The sequence below is a fragment of the Dinoroseobacter sp. S76 genome (assembly GCF_049801095.1).
Taxonomy (GTDB): Bacteria; Pseudomonadota; Alphaproteobacteria; order Rhodobacterales; family Rhodobacteraceae; genus Dinoroseobacter.
Genome location: NZ_JBNAGH010000001.1, coordinates 32779 through 46867, shown reverse-complemented (window position 1 = coordinate 46867; position 14089 = coordinate 32779). Strand labels below are relative to the sequence as shown.

Here is a 14089-nt window from a genome sequence, read left to right as displayed (position 1 = left end):
CAGACGCGCCCTTCGGGGCGCGTTTTGCGTTTCCGGACCCTGATGCGTGGGGTCAGATGTCCATGGCCAGACGCGATCGGTTGGCCTGCAGGAGCTTGCCGCGCACTTCCTGGGCGAAGCTGAGCTCCAGTAGCGGGGCCAGACCCTGGATCCGGCGGCAGAGCTGGCGCAGGCCCCTCGCATCGATCTGCATCACGCGGGCAGAGCCACGCAGCACCACCGTAGCCGAGGCCGGGTGGTCATGGAGGCAGCTCATCTCGCCGATCAGCGCACCGGGGCCGAGCTCCGCGATGGGCTTGCCGTCGAGAAAGACGTCCGCGACCCCCTCCACCAGATAGGTCAGATGGCTGACCGGTTCCGCTTGATGTGCCAGGGTCGTCCCCGCCGCCAGTGCGCGCCACTTGGCCCGGTCGAGCACCCGTCGCGCCCAATGGGGCGGGACCTCCGGCAGCTTGGCATCGAGAAAGGCCTGCTCCTCGTCCGAGAAGCGCGTGCGATGGGCGATCAGATAAAGGCGGGTGATCCCGAGCAGGCTGATCGCGATCCAGCTGAGCTGGATCAGGGCCGAGGCGAAGTTGAAATGGGTCTGCAGGCTGTAGAGCACGCAGCATGCGGCAATCAGGTTCAGCACCGGATAGGTGTAGCGATCGCTCGCCAGCATTCCGATCTGCAGCAGGAAGTAAGAGATGATGTAGAAGAAGACGCCGACCAGCCCGGCCAGGTCCGCTACCGCGAAAGTCGTAAAGTCATTCATGCCAAAACGGACACGCTCCGAGAGAACAATCCCCGGAGCATGCCCGATCAGATCGTGTCGCGCTATCCAGTTTGCGACATGGCGCTCTTGGCGGGTGGTTTAGCTGTCCTGCTGCCGGGCGGTGAGGGCGACGGAGATCTCCACCACGAAGCCCACGCTGGCCTCATCCGGATAGCTCGGGCCGATCCCGAAATCGAGCCGCTGGACCGTGACGCTGCCCGACACCTCGGCCAGACCATCGGTCAGGTTCAGATCAAAGGGCAGGGTGAGGGGCATCTCTGTGCCCTTCAGGCTGAGCGTGCCGGTCGCGACCAGCGGTGCCTCTGCGCCGTTGGGGGCAGGGGTGATCTCGGCGGTGAAGACTGCGGTCGGGTGGGTGGTCGCGTCAAAGAACTCCGCCCCAAGCGCCTGTCCGGTGACCGAACCCAGCGTCAGGCTCGGGATCGCCACGGTGACGGTTGTCGCGCCGGTCTGGGTGTCCGGATCATAGGCGATCTCGGCGGTCCATTGTTCGAACTGGCCGGTGACCGGGGCACCGAGCTGGCTCACAGTGATGGCCAGCGTGCCGCTCTCGACCTGCCAATCCGAGGTGACCTCGGCCAGCTCGGCCTGGGCCACAGGGGCGGCGTCCTTGCCGTGAAAGACCCCGAGCGCATTGCCCACGCCGATGGCGAGCACGAAGGCAGCGATGGCAGCCAGCGGCGGCAGGATATGCTGCGCAGCGCTGTCCGCACGCTGGGGGGCGGGGGGGACGGTGCCGCCCCGGGGCAGCATCCGCGCCAGGGTGCCGTCCTTGTCCAGGATCCGGTGCTTCGACGCGCCTGCGATATGGAGGACCAGAGCGATGACCAGAACCCGCTCAAAGACGATATGCAGACCGGCGAAGAGATGGGCGACCTCTTCGGATTTCGGCACGAGCGGCAGGTTTTGCCCGAAGGGCCACCAGATCGGGGCAAATCCGGTCGTGGCCGCATGGTGGATCCAGCCCGAGAGCGGCACCAGCACCAGCGCCCCATAGAGCGCCCAATGGACCATCTCGGCCGCGAAGGTCTCCAACCGTCGTTCGGGATGGAGCGGCGCGGGTTTGGGCTGCGTGATCATCCAGCCGATGCGGATCAGGGCGAGCAAGAAGACCGTGACGCCCAGTGTCTTGTGGATCGAGAAGAGGAAGGCCTTGCGCGCCAGCTCCTCGCTGGTGTCGAAGGGCAGGCCATTGGCAATGATCCCAAGGGGGATGAGTGCCAGGATCGACAGCGCGGTCGCCCAATGCAGGGTTTTCGAAAGGCTGCCGTAGCTCTGATGGGTGTTGCCGAGGGCCATGTCGCTGCTCCGTCCTTGTGTTGGACCTGAGATAGACCGCGCGCTTCCTGCGATAAACAGTCGGACAGGCACAGACATTGTGCGGCGATTGCGACCCCTCGGCCCCGATTGCACCAGATGCCGTGCTCGGGTAAGAGGCACCACGCCATTTTCAGGGCCACATTCAGGAGTTCCCATGAGCCGAGCCTTCGTTTTCCCCGGACAAGGGGCGCAGACCATTGGAATGGGCCGCGATCTCGCGGAGGCCTATCCGGCCGCCAAAGCGGTGTTCGAGGAGGTGGATGACGCGCTGGGCGAGGCGCTCAGCACGCTGATCTGGGAAGGCGAGGCGGAGACGCTGACGCTGACGGCCAATGCGCAGCCTGCGCTGATGGCGACGTCGCTGGCGGCGCTGCGGGCGCTTGAGGCCGAGGGGCTCGATTGGGCGGAGACCCGTTTCGTGGCGGGGCACTCCCTGGGCGAGTATTCCGCGCTGGCCGCGGCAGGCGCGCTGAGCGTGGGCGACACGGCCAAGCTGCTGCGTACCCGGGGGCAGGCCATGCAAGAGGCGGTGCCCGTGGGCGTGGGCGCGATGGCAGCCCTGCTCGGGCTCGACTTCGCGGCAGTCAAGGAGGTTGCCGAGGCGGCGGCCCAGGGCGAGATCTGCGAAGCGGCGAATGACAATGATCCGGGCCAGGTTGTGGTCTCGGGTCACAAGGCGGCTGTGGAGCGCGCGGTGGAGCTGGCCAAGGAAAAGGGGGCCCGACGCGCGGTTCTCTTGCCGGTGAGCGCACCGTTCCATTGCGCATTGATGGCGCCGGCGGCGGAGGTGATGGCCGACGCGCTCGCCTCGGTCGATATCCAGGCCCCGCGCGTGCCGGTCGTGGCGAATGTCCGCGCCGAAGGCGTGGCGGATCCGGCGGTGATCCGTGATCTGCTGGTGGAGCAGATCACCGGCTCCGTCCGTTGGCGCGAAAGCGTGAGCTGGATGGCCGGGCAAGGTGTTTCGGAGATTTGGGAAGTTGGCGCGGGCAAGGCCCTGATCGGGATGGTGCGCCGCATCGACCGCTCCGTGGCGACCAAGGCGATTGGCACCTCGGCGGATGTTGTGGCCGCCCTCGGCGACAAGAAGGAAGACGCATGATGTTTGATCTGACCGGAAAAGCTGCGCTGGTCACCGGCGCATCCGGGGGCATTGGCGGCGCGATTGCGCGGGCCTTGCACGGGCAGGGCGCCACGGTGGGCCTGAGCGGGACGCGGACCGAACCGCTCGAGGCGCTGGCGGCCGAGCTCGGAGAGCGCGCCCATGTCCTGCCCTGCAACCTGAGCGACGCAGAAGCCGTTGAAGCGCTTCCCAAGGCGGCGGCTGCGGCCATGGGCTCGGTCGATATTCTGGTCAACAATGCCGGGATCACGCGGGACAACCTTTTCATGCGCATGTCGGACGAGGAATGGGCGACCGTGCTCGAGGTGAACTTGACCTCGACCATGCGGCTCTGCCGGGGCGTCATGCGCGGGATGATGAAGGCCCGTTGGGGGCGGATCGTGAATGTGAGCTCCGTCGTGGGCGCTACGGGCAATCCGGGGCAGGCGAATTACGCGGCGTCCAAGGCAGGGATGGTGGGGATGTCGAAATCCCTGGCCTATGAGGTGGCCAGCCGCGGGATCACCGTGAACGCCATCGCGCCGGGCTTTGTGACCACGGCCATGACCGACAAGCTGACCGATGATCAGAAGCAGAAACTGCTGGTCCAGGTCCCCTCTGCGCGCATGGGCGAAGTCGACGAGATCGCGGCGGCGGCTGTCTATCTTGCAAGCCCTGAAGCGGGCTATGTGACGGGCACGACCCTGCATGTAAATGGTGGACTTGCGATGCTCTGACGCGCATAGCTGGTCTTCGGCGAAAGCGTTTGCCTTTGCCAAGCCATGTGTTATAGGCGGCGCAGTTTCGGAGCGGGGAACCGATCCAGCCGCTTGCGCGGGCTACCATCGTCGCGACTTGAGCGACACAGACGACACCGGGCAAAGACCCAAGAACACGAATGAGGACTAGGACATGAGCGACGTTGCGGATCGCGTGAAGAAGATCGTTGTTGAGCATCTGGGCGTGGAAGAAGGCAAAGTGGTCGAGAACGCTTCGTTCATCGACGATCTGGGCGCAGACAGCCTGGACACTGTTGAGCTGGTCATGGCCTTCGAAGAAGAGTTCGGCATCGAGATCCCCGACGACGCGGCTGAGACGATCCAGACCTTTGGCGACGCTGTCGGCTTCATCAGCAAAGCCAGCTGATCCGATCAGCAGACTGAGTTTTCCGAGACGGCGTCCTTCGGGGCGCCGTTTTCTATTTGAAAAGCGGGCCGAGGGCCCGGTTTCGTTCGCGTGATACCGCTCTTGCGGCGGCTTGCGCCTTGCCCCTCGGGGGGCGGCCCGTGTATCAGGTGGCGAAACGAGAACACCTTTGAGGAATGCGCATGCGTCGGGTCGTCGTCACTGGATTGGGAATGGTTTCACCGCTGGCCAGCGGGGTTGAGGAGACGTGGACGCGTCTTCTGGCCGGTCAATCGGGGGCGGGCACGATCACGCGGTTCGATGCCAGCCATCTCGCCACCACTTATGCCTGCGAAGTGCCGCGCGGCGATGGCAGTGACGGGACTTTCAACCCAGATGAGTGGATGGCTCCGAAAGAGCAGCGCAAGGTCGATGAGTTCATCCTTTATGGGATGGCCGCCGCCGATCAGGCCGTGGCCGATAGCGGTTGGGCCCCGGAAGACGAAGAGGGCAAGCTGCGCACCGGCGTGATGATCGGCTCGGGCATTGGCGGGCTCCAAAGCATCGCCGAGACGGCGGTCCTTCTCAAAGAGCGCGGGCCGCGCCGGGTCTCGCCCTTCTTTATTCCGGGCGCGCTGATCAACCTTGTCTCCGGTCAGGTCTCGATCCGGCACGGGTTCAAGGGGCCGAACCACGCGGTGGTGACGGCCTGTTCTACGGGCGCCCATGCCATTGGCGATGCGGCGCGGCTGATCATGCTGGATGATGCGGATGTCATGGTTGCGGGCGGAGCCGAGAGCCCGATCAGCGAGATCGGCATTGCCGGGTTCAACGCCTGCAAGGCGCTGAGCACCAAGCGCGGCGACAGCCCCGAGACCGCGAGCCGCCCCTATGACGCGGATCGCGACGGGTTCGTGATGGGCGAGGGCGCGGGCGTCGTGGTTCTGGAAGAATACGAGCACGCCAAGGCGCGGGGCGCCAAGATCTATGCCGAGATCGTGGGCTATGGCCTGTCCGGTGACGCGTATCACATCACGGCGCCGTCCGAGGATGGTGAGGGCGGTGAGCGGGCCATGCGCGCGGCACTGGCCCGGGCCGGAATTGACGGCGCGCAGATCGACTACATCAACGCCCATGGCACCTCGACAATGGCCGATGTGATCGAGCTGGGCGCGGTGGAACGCGTGCTCGGCGATGCGGTTGGGTCCGCCACCATGAGCTCGACCAAATCCGCCGTGGGCCATTTGCTGGGCGCGGCGGGGGCGGTTGAGGCGATCTTCTCGATCCTCGCGATCCGCGATCAGGTCGTTCCGCCCACCATCAACCTGGACACTCCGGCGGTGGAAAGCGCGCTTGATCTGGCGCCGAACGTCAAGCGGGAGCGCAAGGTCGACTACGCCCTGTCGAACTCCTTTGGCTTTGGCGGCACCAATGCTTCGCTTGTGATGGCTCGGGTCACAGACTGATGTGGCGCGCCCTTGCGTCAAACATGATGACGCTGCTGATCGTTGGCGCGGTCCTTCTGGTGGCGGTGATCGGCTGGGGGCAGCGGAGCTATGTGACCTCCGGGCCGCTGGACGCGCCGATCTTCTTTGAGGTGCCGCGGGGCGCGTCGCTGACGCGGGTGGCGGATGCGTTGGAAGCGGATGGGGCGATTTCCTCGGCGATCCTGTTTCGACTGGGCGCGCAATATACGGAGCAGGCTGAAGACCTGAAATTCGGGAATTACGAACTGCCGGCGGGCGCGTCCATGGCGGAGGTACTGGATATCCTGACCACCGGTGGGGCGGCTTCGTTCCGTTACGTGGCCACCTATTTCATCCGGGTCGACAGCGCCGAGACACGGCTGACCGAGCGAAGTGCCGGGGATGGTCGGGCGGAGCTGGTGGCGAGTTTTGCGCCGGAGGATCCGCTGCCGGAGCTTTATGCGGATCTGGTCGCGGCGGGTACGCCCATGGCGCACCGGATCTCGGTGGCCGAGGGCGTGACCAGCTGGCAGATCGCGGATGCGCTCCGGAAAGCGGATTTCCTGACCGGCGACGTGGGGGCTTTGCCTGCCGAAGGGAGCCTTGCACCGGACACTTACGAGGTGGAACGCGGCGGCGCGCGGAGCGAAATTGTTGCACGTATGGCAGAGGCGCAAACGCGCATCCTCGCCCAGGCCTGGGAGGCGCGCGATCCGGAGGTTCCCCTGGAAAGCCCGGAGGAAGCGCTGATCCTCGCGTCGATCATCGAAAAGGAAACCTCGGTCCCCGAGGAGCGGGATGTGGTCTCGTCGGTCTTCGTGAACAGGATCAATCGGGGTATGCGATTGCAGACGGACCCGACGGTGATCTACGGGATCACCAATGGGGTTGGCACTTTGGGTCGCGGGTTGCGGCGGAGCGAGCTGCGTGCCTCAACACCCTATAATACTTACGTTATCTCGGGTCTTCCGCCGACGCCGATTGCCAATCCGGGGCGTGACGCGATCTTTGCGGCGGTACAGCCGGCGGAGTCGGAATACATCTTCTTCGTGGCCGATGGCACCGGGGGGCACGCTTTTGCCCGGACCCTTGTGGAGCATAACGAAAACGTGGCGCGGTGGCGCGAAATCGAGCGGAGCCGCCAAGGAAACTAGCGGTGTTGCGTCGAGATGCGTTCGGTGGTGTTGCTGCAACCTAAAGTTGAACGCTTGACTCTGCGAACGCTCGAAAGTATACATTGTGTCAAGCTAGAAAAAGTGGGTAAGCGATCGAGGTCATCTTCGGTCGCTTTTTCTTTTACTCGTGCGGAAAGCCTGAGAGGCCTTTCAGCATGTACCAAGACTCCGAAAGCGGAGCATGCCGACCCGGCAGCTTTCTTGACGCGGCAGCAGACGAAGTCGTCTACCTGCGAAACTGTGTCCAATGCGCGATCGCGAAGGTCGAGCAGATGACGCATACCGGTGAGCCGGATGGGACAGTCACCAAAGAGTTGCGCACCGTCCTCAAGGACTTGCGCGAGATATCCAAGATTGCCCTGAAAGAGGAGGATCGTCTTGCAGACGAACTCGCAAAGTCTAACGGTGGCCTCCATGCAGGTGCCCTCGATCTCGAAGCAGCCAACGCTGAGATTGGGCGCCGACTGGCTGAGCTCCGAAGAGCCAGAAGTTACGGAGACGTTTCTGTCGAGCCTGAGTGAGCATGCCATTGCGGCCTTGCCTTACCTGTTCGAGTTTTGGGCCCTGCCGCACCAGTTGCCGCCAGCGGATGTCTGGCGGACCTGGGTCGTGCTGGGCGGGCGTGGCGCGGGCAAGACCCGTGCCGGGGCCGAATGGGTGCGCCGCGAGGTCGAGGGACCGCGTCCGCTGGATCCGGGCCGCTCGCGCCGGGTCGCGCTGGTCGGCGAGACCTATGACCAGGTGCGTGACGTGATGGTGCAGGGGGAGAGCGGGATTCTCGCGTGCTGCCCCCCGGATCGCAAACCGGAATGGGTTGCCACCAAGCGGCAGCTAGAATGGCCGAACGGGGCGACGGCGAAATGCTATTCGGCCAATGACCCGGAAGCCCTGCGCGGGCCGCAGTTCGATGCGGCCTGGGTGGATGAGCTGGCCAAATGGCCCAAGCCCGACGACACTTGGGACATGCTGCAATTCGCGCTGCGTCTCGGGGAGCGGCCGCGCCAGGTTGTCACCACGACGCCCCGGGCGGTGCCTCTGCTCAAGCAGATCATCAATATGACCTCTACGGTCATGACCACGGCTCCGACGGAAGCCAACCGTGCCTATCTGGCGGCGAGCTTTCTCGAAGAGATCCGGCAGCGCTATGCCGGGACGCGCCTTGGCCGTCAGGAGCTGGACGGGGTTCTGCTTGATGATGTGGAGGGCGCGCTCTGGACCAGCGAAGCGATCGAGGCGAACCGGGTTGAGACCGTCCCGGCGCTGGACCGGATCGTGGTCGCGGTGGACCCGCCGGTCACTGGCCATAAGGGCTCGGATGACTGCGGGATCGTGGTTGCGGGCCTCATGGCCCAGGGCGATCCGCGGAACTGGAAGGCCTATGTCCTCGAGGACGCGACGGTGTCGGCCAAGACCCCGCTGCAATGGGCAGAGGCCGCTGTCGAGGCCGCCGCGCGCCATCAGGCGGAGCGGGTTGTGGCCGAGGTCAACCAGGGCGGCGATCTCGTCGAGACCGTCCTGCGCCAGGTCGATGACCTGATGCCCTACCGCGCCGTGCGCGCCACGCGCGGCAAGGCGGTGCGGGCCGAGCCCGTCGCCGCGCTCTATGAGCAGGGGCGGGTGAAACATGTTCGGGGGCTGGGGGATCTGGAGGACCAGATGTGCCAGATGACCAATCACGGGTTCAAGGGCAAGGGCAGCCCGGACCGGGTCGACGCGCTGGTTTGGGCGCTGACCGAATTGCTGCTGGATGCGCCCAAGCCGAAAGCAGACCCGCAGATCCGCTCGCTGTAGCCGCAACTCGCGGCGCGGTCGCACTTCATAAATCCCGCATGGCTTCGGCCCGATCCCCCAAGGGGACCGGGGTGTCGCCGCGCGCGCTCGTAAAAGGGAGCATCCTCGATGGTGTTCAATCTGTTTCGACAAAAGCAAGGCGTTCCGGCGACGGACGTTGTTCCCGAGACCAAGGCGTCTGCCACGGGCCGGGTCGTGGCCATGGGCAATTCCGGGCGCGTGGCCTGGACACCGCGGGATTCCGGGTCTTTGACGCGAAACGGATTTGCCGGGAACCCGGTCGGGTTCCGCGCCGTCAAGATGATCGCTGAGGCGGCGGCGGCCCTGCCGCTGAGCTTTCAGGATGCGGAGCGGCGCTATGAGCAGCATCCGTTTGTCTCCCTGCTGGCCCGTCCCAATCCGGGGCAGGGGCGCGCGGAGTTCTTTGAGGCGCTTTATGCGCAGCTTCTGCTGAGCGGGGACGGGTTTGCCGAGGCGGTGTTCGGCACCGAAGAGCTGCCCGCAGAGCTGCATGTGCTGCGCTCGGACCGGGTGCGGATCGTGCCCGGGGCGGATGGCTGGCCTGCGGCCTATGACTATAGCGTCGGGGCCCATAAGCACCGGTTCAAGGTGGAAGAGGGGCGCACGCCCATTTGCCATCTGCGCGCCTTCCATCCGCAGGATGACCATTACGGTCTCTCCCCGATGCAGGCGGCTGCCAGCGCGCTGGACGTGCATAACGCCGCGACCTCCTGGTCCAAGGCGCTGCTCGACAATGCGGCGCGGCCTTCGGGGGCGCTGGTTTACAAGGGCGTGGACGGGGATACGACCCTGTCGCCCGAGCAGTATTCGCGCCTTGTGGATGAGATGGACAGCTACCATATGGGCGCGCGCAATGCGGGGCGTCCGATGCTGCTGGAAGGCGGGCTCGATTGGAAACCCATGGGGTTCAGCCCGTCCGACATGGAGTTCCAGAAGACCAAGGAAGCTGCGGCCCGCGAGATCGCGCTGGCCTTTGGGGTTCCGCCCATGCTTCTAGGGATCCCCGGAGATGCGACCTATGCCAATTACCAGGAGGCACATCGGGCCTTCTATCGCCTGACTGTGCTGCCCCTCGCGCAGAAGGTCACGGCGGGGCTTGCGAACTGGTTGTCGGATCTGAGCGGTGAGACCGTCTCGGTGGCCCCGGATCTCGATCAGATCCCGGCGCTCTCGGCGGAGCGCGACGCCCAATGGGCCCGGATCGGCAATGCGGATTTCCTCAGCGACGCGGAAAAGCGCGTCCTGCTGGGGCTTCCGGCGCAGACGGATAGCACGTCATGAGTGACCGGCCCAAATCCTTTACGGGGTCGCGGTTTCTCTATGACGCCTTTGATTGCCGGGCGACCAATTGCGCGCCCTCGCACAAGATCGAGGCCAATGAGCGCGTCGCCCAGGAGCGTTGGGACGCGCTGGAATACCGGCTCAACGCGATGAACGCGCTTCTGGCGCGTCTCGAGAAACGGCTTTGGCTGACGATTGTGGGGGTGGCGAGCGCGGTTCTCGCCGAGGCCGTGCAGTCGATCCTCAGCACCCAATAGGAGCAGTCCATATGACGGATGCGAAACACGGACCGGAGCTTGGCTCCGGGCTGGAGATGAAGTTTTGCCAATTTGGCGACTCCCCGCAGGACGGGGCCGTGGCCGAGGGCTATGCCATCGAGGGCTATGCCAGCCTCTTCGGGGCCGTGGATCAGGGCAATGACGTTGTCGAGCGGGGGGCCTATGCGGCTTCGCTCAAGGCGCTCGCGGCGGCGGGACGGCAGGTCAAGATGCTCTGGCAGCATGACCCGGCCCAGCCCATCGGGATCTGGGACGAGGTCTATGAGGACGAGACCGGGCTTTACGTCAAAGGTCGTCTTCTTCCCGAAATCGCCAAGGGGCGCGAGGCCGCCGAGCTGATCGCGGCCGGGGCCCTGGATGGTTTGTCGATCGGCTATCGCACCAAGCGCGCCAGCAAGGACGCGCAGGGGCGACGCCATCTGACCGAGGTGGAGCTTTGGGAGGTGTCTCTGGTGACCTTCCCGATGCTTCCGGAGGCGCGGGTCGGACAGAAGGCTGAAGAGCTTTCTGGCGACTGGCGGTCTTTGGCGAGCGCGCTGCGTGCCGCTCGTGTGGCGCTGGGTGATCCGATCCTGGCGGATACCGACTTCGAAAAGGAGTGAAGAATGAGCGACAGCAATCCTACTGCCGTTCGCGCAGGACAAGCGGCTTCGGACGCCGTGGCGGACGGGACTACTCCGATCGCTGAAGTCACCGCAGAACTGACCGCCTTTGTGCGCGAAGTGACGGCCCAGAAAGCCGAGTTGAAATCCCGACTGAAACAACAAGAAGAGCGTCTTCTCATGCTTGATCGCAAATCCATCTCGCCCGCGCGTCCCGCGCTGTCCGGTGCTGTCGAAGAGGCGGCCCCCCATCAGAAGGCGTTTGACGCCTATCTGCGTTCCGGCGATGACGACGCGCTGCGTGGTCTCGACCTGGAAGGCAAGGCCATGTCCACGGCTGTGTCTGCCGATGGCGGCTATCTGGTCGACCCCCAGACCGCAGAGACGGTGAAGGCCGTTCTGAAGTCCCAGGCCTCGATCCGCAGCATCGCGCAGATCGTGTCCGTCGAAGCCACCTCCTACGACGTTCTGGTGGACCAGACCGAAGTGGGCAGCGGCTGGGCGAGCGAGACCGCGAACCTGACCGAGACCGACACCCCGCAGATCGACCGGATCTCGATCCCGCTGCACGAGCTGGCCGCCCTGCCGAAGGTCAGCCAGCGTCTGCTGGACGATGCGGCTTTCGATATCGAAGCTTGGCTGGCTGAGCGCATTGCGGACAAGTTCGCACGCTCCGAAGCCTCGGCCTTCGTGATCGGCGACGGTCAGGACAAGCCGCGCGGCTTCCTCGATCATGCCAGCGTCGACAATGACGTCTGGGCTTGGGGCAATCTGGGCTACGTGGTCACCGGTCAGGATGGTGAGTTCGACGCCGTGAACCCGGCGGATGCGATCGTGGATCTGGTCTACGCCCTCGGCGCCCGCTACCGCGCCAATGCGTCCTTCGTGATGAACTCCAAGACCGCCGGTGTGGTCCGCAAGATCAAGGACGCGGATGGTCGTTTCCTGTGGTCCGATGGTCTGGCCGCCGGTGAGCCTGCGCGTCTGCTGGGCTATCCGGTTCTGATCTCGGAAGACATGCCGGATATCGCAGCCGATTCTACCGCGATTGCCTTTGGCGACTTTGCCTCCGGCTACACCATCGCGGAGCGTCCGGACCTGCGCATCCTGCGCGATCCGTTCTCGGCCAAGCCCCATGTCCTGTTCTATGCCACCAAGCGCGTGGGCGGGGATGTGAGCGATTTCGCCGCCATCAAGCTTCTCAAGTTTGCGGTCAGCTAAGGCCCTGCGGCCAGCACCGTAGTTCAGTTCCGCCTCTCGGGGCGGATCGGTGGGCGTGCGTGAAACTAGGCGGCGTTGTCTAGCTTTTTTCCTCCGTCCGAGTAGCGCCGTCGCGCACGTCCACTACCGACACTTGAAGCCCTGATGGGAGCGCGGAAAATGAATTTGACAGAAGTATCGCCAGTGCCTCTCGCGGCCTTGCCGCTTGAGGCTTACAGGGATCATCTGCGTCTCGGGCGCGGGTTTTCCGACGACGAGCTTCAGGATGCCGTTCTGGAGAGCACGCTGCTCGCGGCTGTCTCGGCGATCGAGACACGAACCGGCAAGGCCTTGCTGCGGCGATCCTTTCGCCTGCGGCTCGACAACTGGGAGGCGCCGGGCGTTCAGTCCTTTCCGCGCGGGCCTGTGCAGTCAGTTGCCAAGGTCGCGCTGGTTCAGGCCGACGGATCGGAGACCATCCTGGCGGACGGGTCGTACTATGTGCTGGCCGACACGTTTCGGCCGGGGATCAAGGCCGTGACCAGCTTTCCGCAGGTACCCAACGGGGCCTTTGTGGAGATCCGGTTCGATGCCGGATACGGCGCGCAATGGGATGCGATCCCGGACAGTCTGGCGCAGGCTGTTCTGATCCTGGCCGCCCATTTCTACGAGACCCGTGACGGGCTCGGGACCCGCGGTCTGCCACGGATGGTGCGGTCGCTGATCGAGATGTTCCGCGACATCCGCGTCTTCGGAGGGCGTCCGAGATGACCCCGAAACTGACCCGGAAGCTCACGCTGGAAGCGCGGGTGCAGACATCGGACGGGGCGGGCGGTTTCACCGAAACCTGGGAAGAGCGCGGCACGCTCTGGGCCGAGGTCAAGCACCGGTCGGGCCGTCAGGTGCGGGGTCGGCCGGCGGCCTCGGTCTCGCTGACTTCGTACCGGATCCTGGTGCGGGCAGCGCCCTTTGACAGCCCGAGCCGTCCCAAGCCGGAGCAGCGTTTCCGCGAGGGCGCCCGGATCTACCGCATCCTTGCGGTGGCCGAGGCGGATCCGCAGGCGCGGTTCCTGACATGTTTTGCAGATGAGGAGGTTCCGGGATGAGTTATGCCTTGTCCAGCGCCTTGCAGGCGGCGGTCTATGGCGCGCTGATTGCGGATCCGGCCCTGCAGGCCCTTGTAGGGGATGCGGTCTATGACGCGGTCCCCAAGGGCACGCTGCCCGCGACCTATATAACTCTCGGCCCGGAGAATGCCGTGGCCCGGGCGGATCGCAGTTCGGCGGCCACGCGCCACGACTTCGTGGTGAGCGTCCATACGGAGGCCGACGGGTTCCAGACCATCAAGGATGTTGCCGCCAGTGTCAGCGACATTCTGGTGGATGCCCCGCTGACCTTGAGCCGCGGTTCGCTCAGCACCCTGGATTTCCTGCGCGCCAAGGCGCGTCTCAGTACCAACGGTCAGATGCGCCAGGTGGACCTGTGGTTCCGCGCGCGTCTCGAAGATGACTAACCCCCAGATTTGGAGAGCCCAATGGCTGTGCAAAAAGGCAAAGACCTTCTGATCAAACTCGACATGACCGGCACGGGCCAGTTCGAGACCATCGCCGGTCTGCGGGCCACGCGGATCACCTTCAACACCGAGACGGTGGATGTCACCTCGCTGGAGAGCGCGGGCGGATGGCGCGAGCTTCTGGGCGGCGCAGGCGTCAAGAGCGCGTCGATTTCGGGCTCCGGCGTGTTCCGCGATGAGAACACCGATGAGCGCGCGCGTCAGATCTTCTTTGACGGTGAGGTTCCGAATTTCCAGGTCATCATCCCGGATTTCGGCATTGTCGAAGGTGCCTTCATGATCACTGCGATCGAATATGCGGGCAGCCAGAATGGCGAGGCGACCTATGAGATGACGATCGCCTCGGCCGGTCAGCTCACCTTCAACGCGATCTGAGCCCC

General features: G+C 64.8%; 17 protein-coding genes. 14 read left to right on the top strand and 3 right to left on the bottom strand.

What is annotated here, in order from left to right; translation table 11 throughout:
- Positions 1 to 52: 52 nt before the first annotated feature.
- Together ACP153_RS00250 and ACP153_RS00245 are read right to left on the bottom strand one after the other, a co-directional pair.
- Positions 53 to 754, bottom strand: a complete 702-nt coding sequence (locus ACP153_RS00250) for a cyclic nucleotide-binding domain-containing protein (RefSeq protein WP_424968957.1) — start codon at positions 752 to 754, stop codon at positions 53 to 55.
- Between the two features lie 99 nt (positions 755 to 853).
- Positions 854 to 2074, bottom strand: a complete 1221-nt coding sequence (locus ACP153_RS00245) for a cytochrome b/b6 domain-containing protein (protein WP_424968956.1) — start codon at positions 2072 to 2074, stop codon at positions 854 to 856.
- Positions 2075 to 2249: 175 nt separating this feature from the next.
- Between ACP153_RS00245 and fabD the strand changes: the two genes are divergently transcribed.
- The 5 genes from fabD to mltG all read left to right on the top strand — a co-directional run bounded on the left by fabD (position 2250) and on the right by mltG (position 6942).
- Positions 2250 to 3197: an ACP S-malonyltransferase gene (gene fabD, locus ACP153_RS00240; RefSeq protein ID WP_424968955.1), complete on the top strand. Its 948-nt coding sequence runs from the start codon at positions 2250 to 2252 to the stop codon at positions 3195 to 3197.
- Complete coding sequence (gene fabG / locus ACP153_RS00235) at positions 3197 to 3934, top strand: 3-oxoacyl-[acyl-carrier-protein] reductase (protein ID WP_424969990.1); 738 nt, start codon at positions 3197 to 3199, stop codon at positions 3932 to 3934. The genes fabD and fabG overlap by 1 nt, the downstream gene beginning before the upstream one ends.
- Before the next feature lie 175 nt (positions 3935 to 4109).
- Positions 4110 to 4343 (top strand): acyl carrier protein, encoded by a 234-nt coding sequence (locus ACP153_RS00230; protein ID WP_424966943.1) that lies wholly within the window; start codon positions 4110 to 4112, stop codon positions 4341 to 4343.
- 182 nt (positions 4344 to 4525) lie between these two features.
- Positions 4526 to 5788 (top strand): beta-ketoacyl-ACP synthase II, encoded by a 1263-nt coding sequence (gene fabF, locus ACP153_RS00225; protein WP_424968954.1) that lies wholly within the window; start codon positions 4526 to 4528, stop codon positions 5786 to 5788.
- Positions 5788 to 6942, top strand: coding sequence for an endolytic transglycosylase MltG (gene mltG, locus ACP153_RS00220; RefSeq protein WP_424968953.1), 1155 nt, complete (start codon positions 5788 to 5790; stop codon positions 6940 to 6942). Before fabF ends, mltG begins: the two co-directional genes overlap by 1 nt.
- Here the strand turns inward: mltG and ACP153_RS00215 are convergent.
- The gene (locus ACP153_RS00215) at positions 6939 to 7379 is read right to left on the bottom strand and encodes a hypothetical protein (RefSeq protein WP_424968952.1); all 441 of its coding nucleotides are present in this window, start codon (positions 7377 to 7379) and stop codon (positions 6939 to 6941) included. The genes mltG and ACP153_RS00215 overlap by 4 nt on opposite strands.
- Here ACP153_RS00215 and ACP153_RS00210 point away from each other — a divergent pair.
- From ACP153_RS00210 to ACP153_RS00170, 9 genes are all read left to right on the top strand, one after another.
- Positions 7378 to 8754: a DNA-packaging protein gene (locus tag ACP153_RS00210; protein ID WP_424968951.1), complete on the top strand. Its 1377-nt coding sequence runs from the start codon at positions 7378 to 7380 to the stop codon at positions 8752 to 8754. The genes ACP153_RS00215 and ACP153_RS00210 overlap by 2 nt on opposite strands.
- Before the next feature lie 108 nt (positions 8755 to 8862).
- Entirely contained in the window at positions 8863 to 10056 is a 1194-nt protein-coding gene (locus ACP153_RS00205) for a phage portal protein (protein ID WP_424968950.1), read from the top strand.
- Positions 10053 to 10313 carry a GTA head formation protein, RCAP_rcc01685 family gene (locus ACP153_RS00200; protein WP_424968949.1) on the top strand — a complete coding sequence of 87 codons (261 nt, stop codon included), beginning with the start codon at positions 10053 to 10055 and terminating at the stop codon, positions 10311 to 10313. Before ACP153_RS00205 ends, ACP153_RS00200 begins: the two co-directional genes overlap by 4 nt.
- A 56-nt stretch (positions 10314 to 10369) precedes the next feature.
- A complete protein-coding gene (locus tag ACP153_RS00195) occupies positions 10370 to 10936 on the top strand; it encodes an HK97 family phage prohead protease (protein WP_424969989.1) in 567 nt (188 codons plus the stop codon).
- 3 nt (positions 10937 to 10939) lie between these two features.
- Positions 10940 to 12157, top strand: a complete 1218-nt coding sequence (locus tag ACP153_RS00190) for a phage major capsid protein (RefSeq protein WP_424968948.1) — start codon at positions 10940 to 10942, stop codon at positions 12155 to 12157.
- Between the two features lie 159 nt (positions 12158 to 12316).
- Complete coding sequence (locus ACP153_RS00185; RefSeq protein WP_424968947.1) at positions 12317 to 12907, top strand: head-tail connector protein; 591 nt, start codon at positions 12317 to 12319, stop codon at positions 12905 to 12907.
- Positions 12904 to 13242 (top strand): phage head closure protein, encoded by a 339-nt coding sequence (locus tag ACP153_RS00180; RefSeq protein ID WP_424968946.1) that lies wholly within the window; start codon positions 12904 to 12906, stop codon positions 13240 to 13242. Before ACP153_RS00185 ends, ACP153_RS00180 begins: the two co-directional genes overlap by 4 nt.
- A complete protein-coding gene (locus ACP153_RS00175; RefSeq protein ID WP_424968945.1) occupies positions 13239 to 13649 on the top strand; it encodes a DUF3168 domain-containing protein in 411 nt (136 codons plus the stop codon). The genes ACP153_RS00180 and ACP153_RS00175 overlap by 4 nt, the downstream gene beginning before the upstream one ends.
- Positions 13650 to 13670: 21 nt before the next feature.
- A complete protein-coding gene (locus ACP153_RS00170; RefSeq protein WP_424966933.1) occupies positions 13671 to 14084 on the top strand; it encodes a phage major tail protein, TP901-1 family in 414 nt (137 codons plus the stop codon).
- The last annotated feature ends 5 nt before the right edge of the window (positions 14085 to 14089 follow it).

Coding starts and splice junctions, on each gene's coding strand:
- ACP153_RS00250 (WP_424968957.1), bottom strand. CDS start 754: ATGAATGACTTTACGACTTTCGCGGTAGCGGACCTGGCCGGGCTGGTC.
- ACP153_RS00245 (WP_424968956.1), bottom strand. CDS start 2,074: ATGGCCCTCGGCAACACCCATCAGAGCTACGGCAGCCTTTCGAAAACC.
- fabD (WP_424968955.1), top strand. CDS start 2,250: ATGAGCCGAGCCTTCGTTTTCCCCGGACAAGGGGCGCAGACCATTGGA.
- fabG (WP_424969990.1), top strand. CDS start 3,197: ATGTTTGATCTGACCGGAAAAGCTGCGCTGGTCACCGGCGCATCCGGG.
- ACP153_RS00230 (WP_424966943.1), top strand. CDS start 4,110: ATGAGCGACGTTGCGGATCGCGTGAAGAAGATCGTTGTTGAGCATCTG.
- fabF (WP_424968954.1), top strand. CDS start 4,526: ATGCGTCGGGTCGTCGTCACTGGATTGGGAATGGTTTCACCGCTGGCC.
- mltG (WP_424968953.1), top strand. CDS start 5,788: ATGTGGCGCGCCCTTGCGTCAAACATGATGACGCTGCTGATCGTTGGC.
- ACP153_RS00210 (WP_424968951.1), top strand. CDS start 7,378: ATGCAGGTGCCCTCGATCTCGAAGCAGCCAACGCTGAGATTGGGCGCC.
- ACP153_RS00215 (WP_424968952.1), bottom strand. CDS start 7,379: ATGGAGGCCACCGTTAGACTTTGCGAGTTCGTCTGCAAGACGATCCTC.
- ACP153_RS00205 (WP_424968950.1), top strand. CDS start 8,863: ATGGTGTTCAATCTGTTTCGACAAAAGCAAGGCGTTCCGGCGACGGAC.
- ACP153_RS00200 (WP_424968949.1), top strand. CDS start 10,053: ATGAGTGACCGGCCCAAATCCTTTACGGGGTCGCGGTTTCTCTATGAC.
- ACP153_RS00195 (WP_424969989.1), top strand. CDS start 10,370: ATGAAGTTTTGCCAATTTGGCGACTCCCCGCAGGACGGGGCCGTGGCC.
- ACP153_RS00190 (WP_424968948.1), top strand. CDS start 10,940: ATGAGCGACAGCAATCCTACTGCCGTTCGCGCAGGACAAGCGGCTTCG.
- ACP153_RS00185 (WP_424968947.1), top strand. CDS start 12,317: ATGAATTTGACAGAAGTATCGCCAGTGCCTCTCGCGGCCTTGCCGCTT.
- ACP153_RS00180 (WP_424968946.1), top strand. CDS start 12,904: ATGACCCCGAAACTGACCCGGAAGCTCACGCTGGAAGCGCGGGTGCAG.
- ACP153_RS00175 (WP_424968945.1), top strand. CDS start 13,239: ATGAGTTATGCCTTGTCCAGCGCCTTGCAGGCGGCGGTCTATGGCGCG.
- ACP153_RS00170 (WP_424966933.1), top strand. CDS start 13,671: ATGGCTGTGCAAAAAGGCAAAGACCTTCTGATCAAACTCGACATGACC.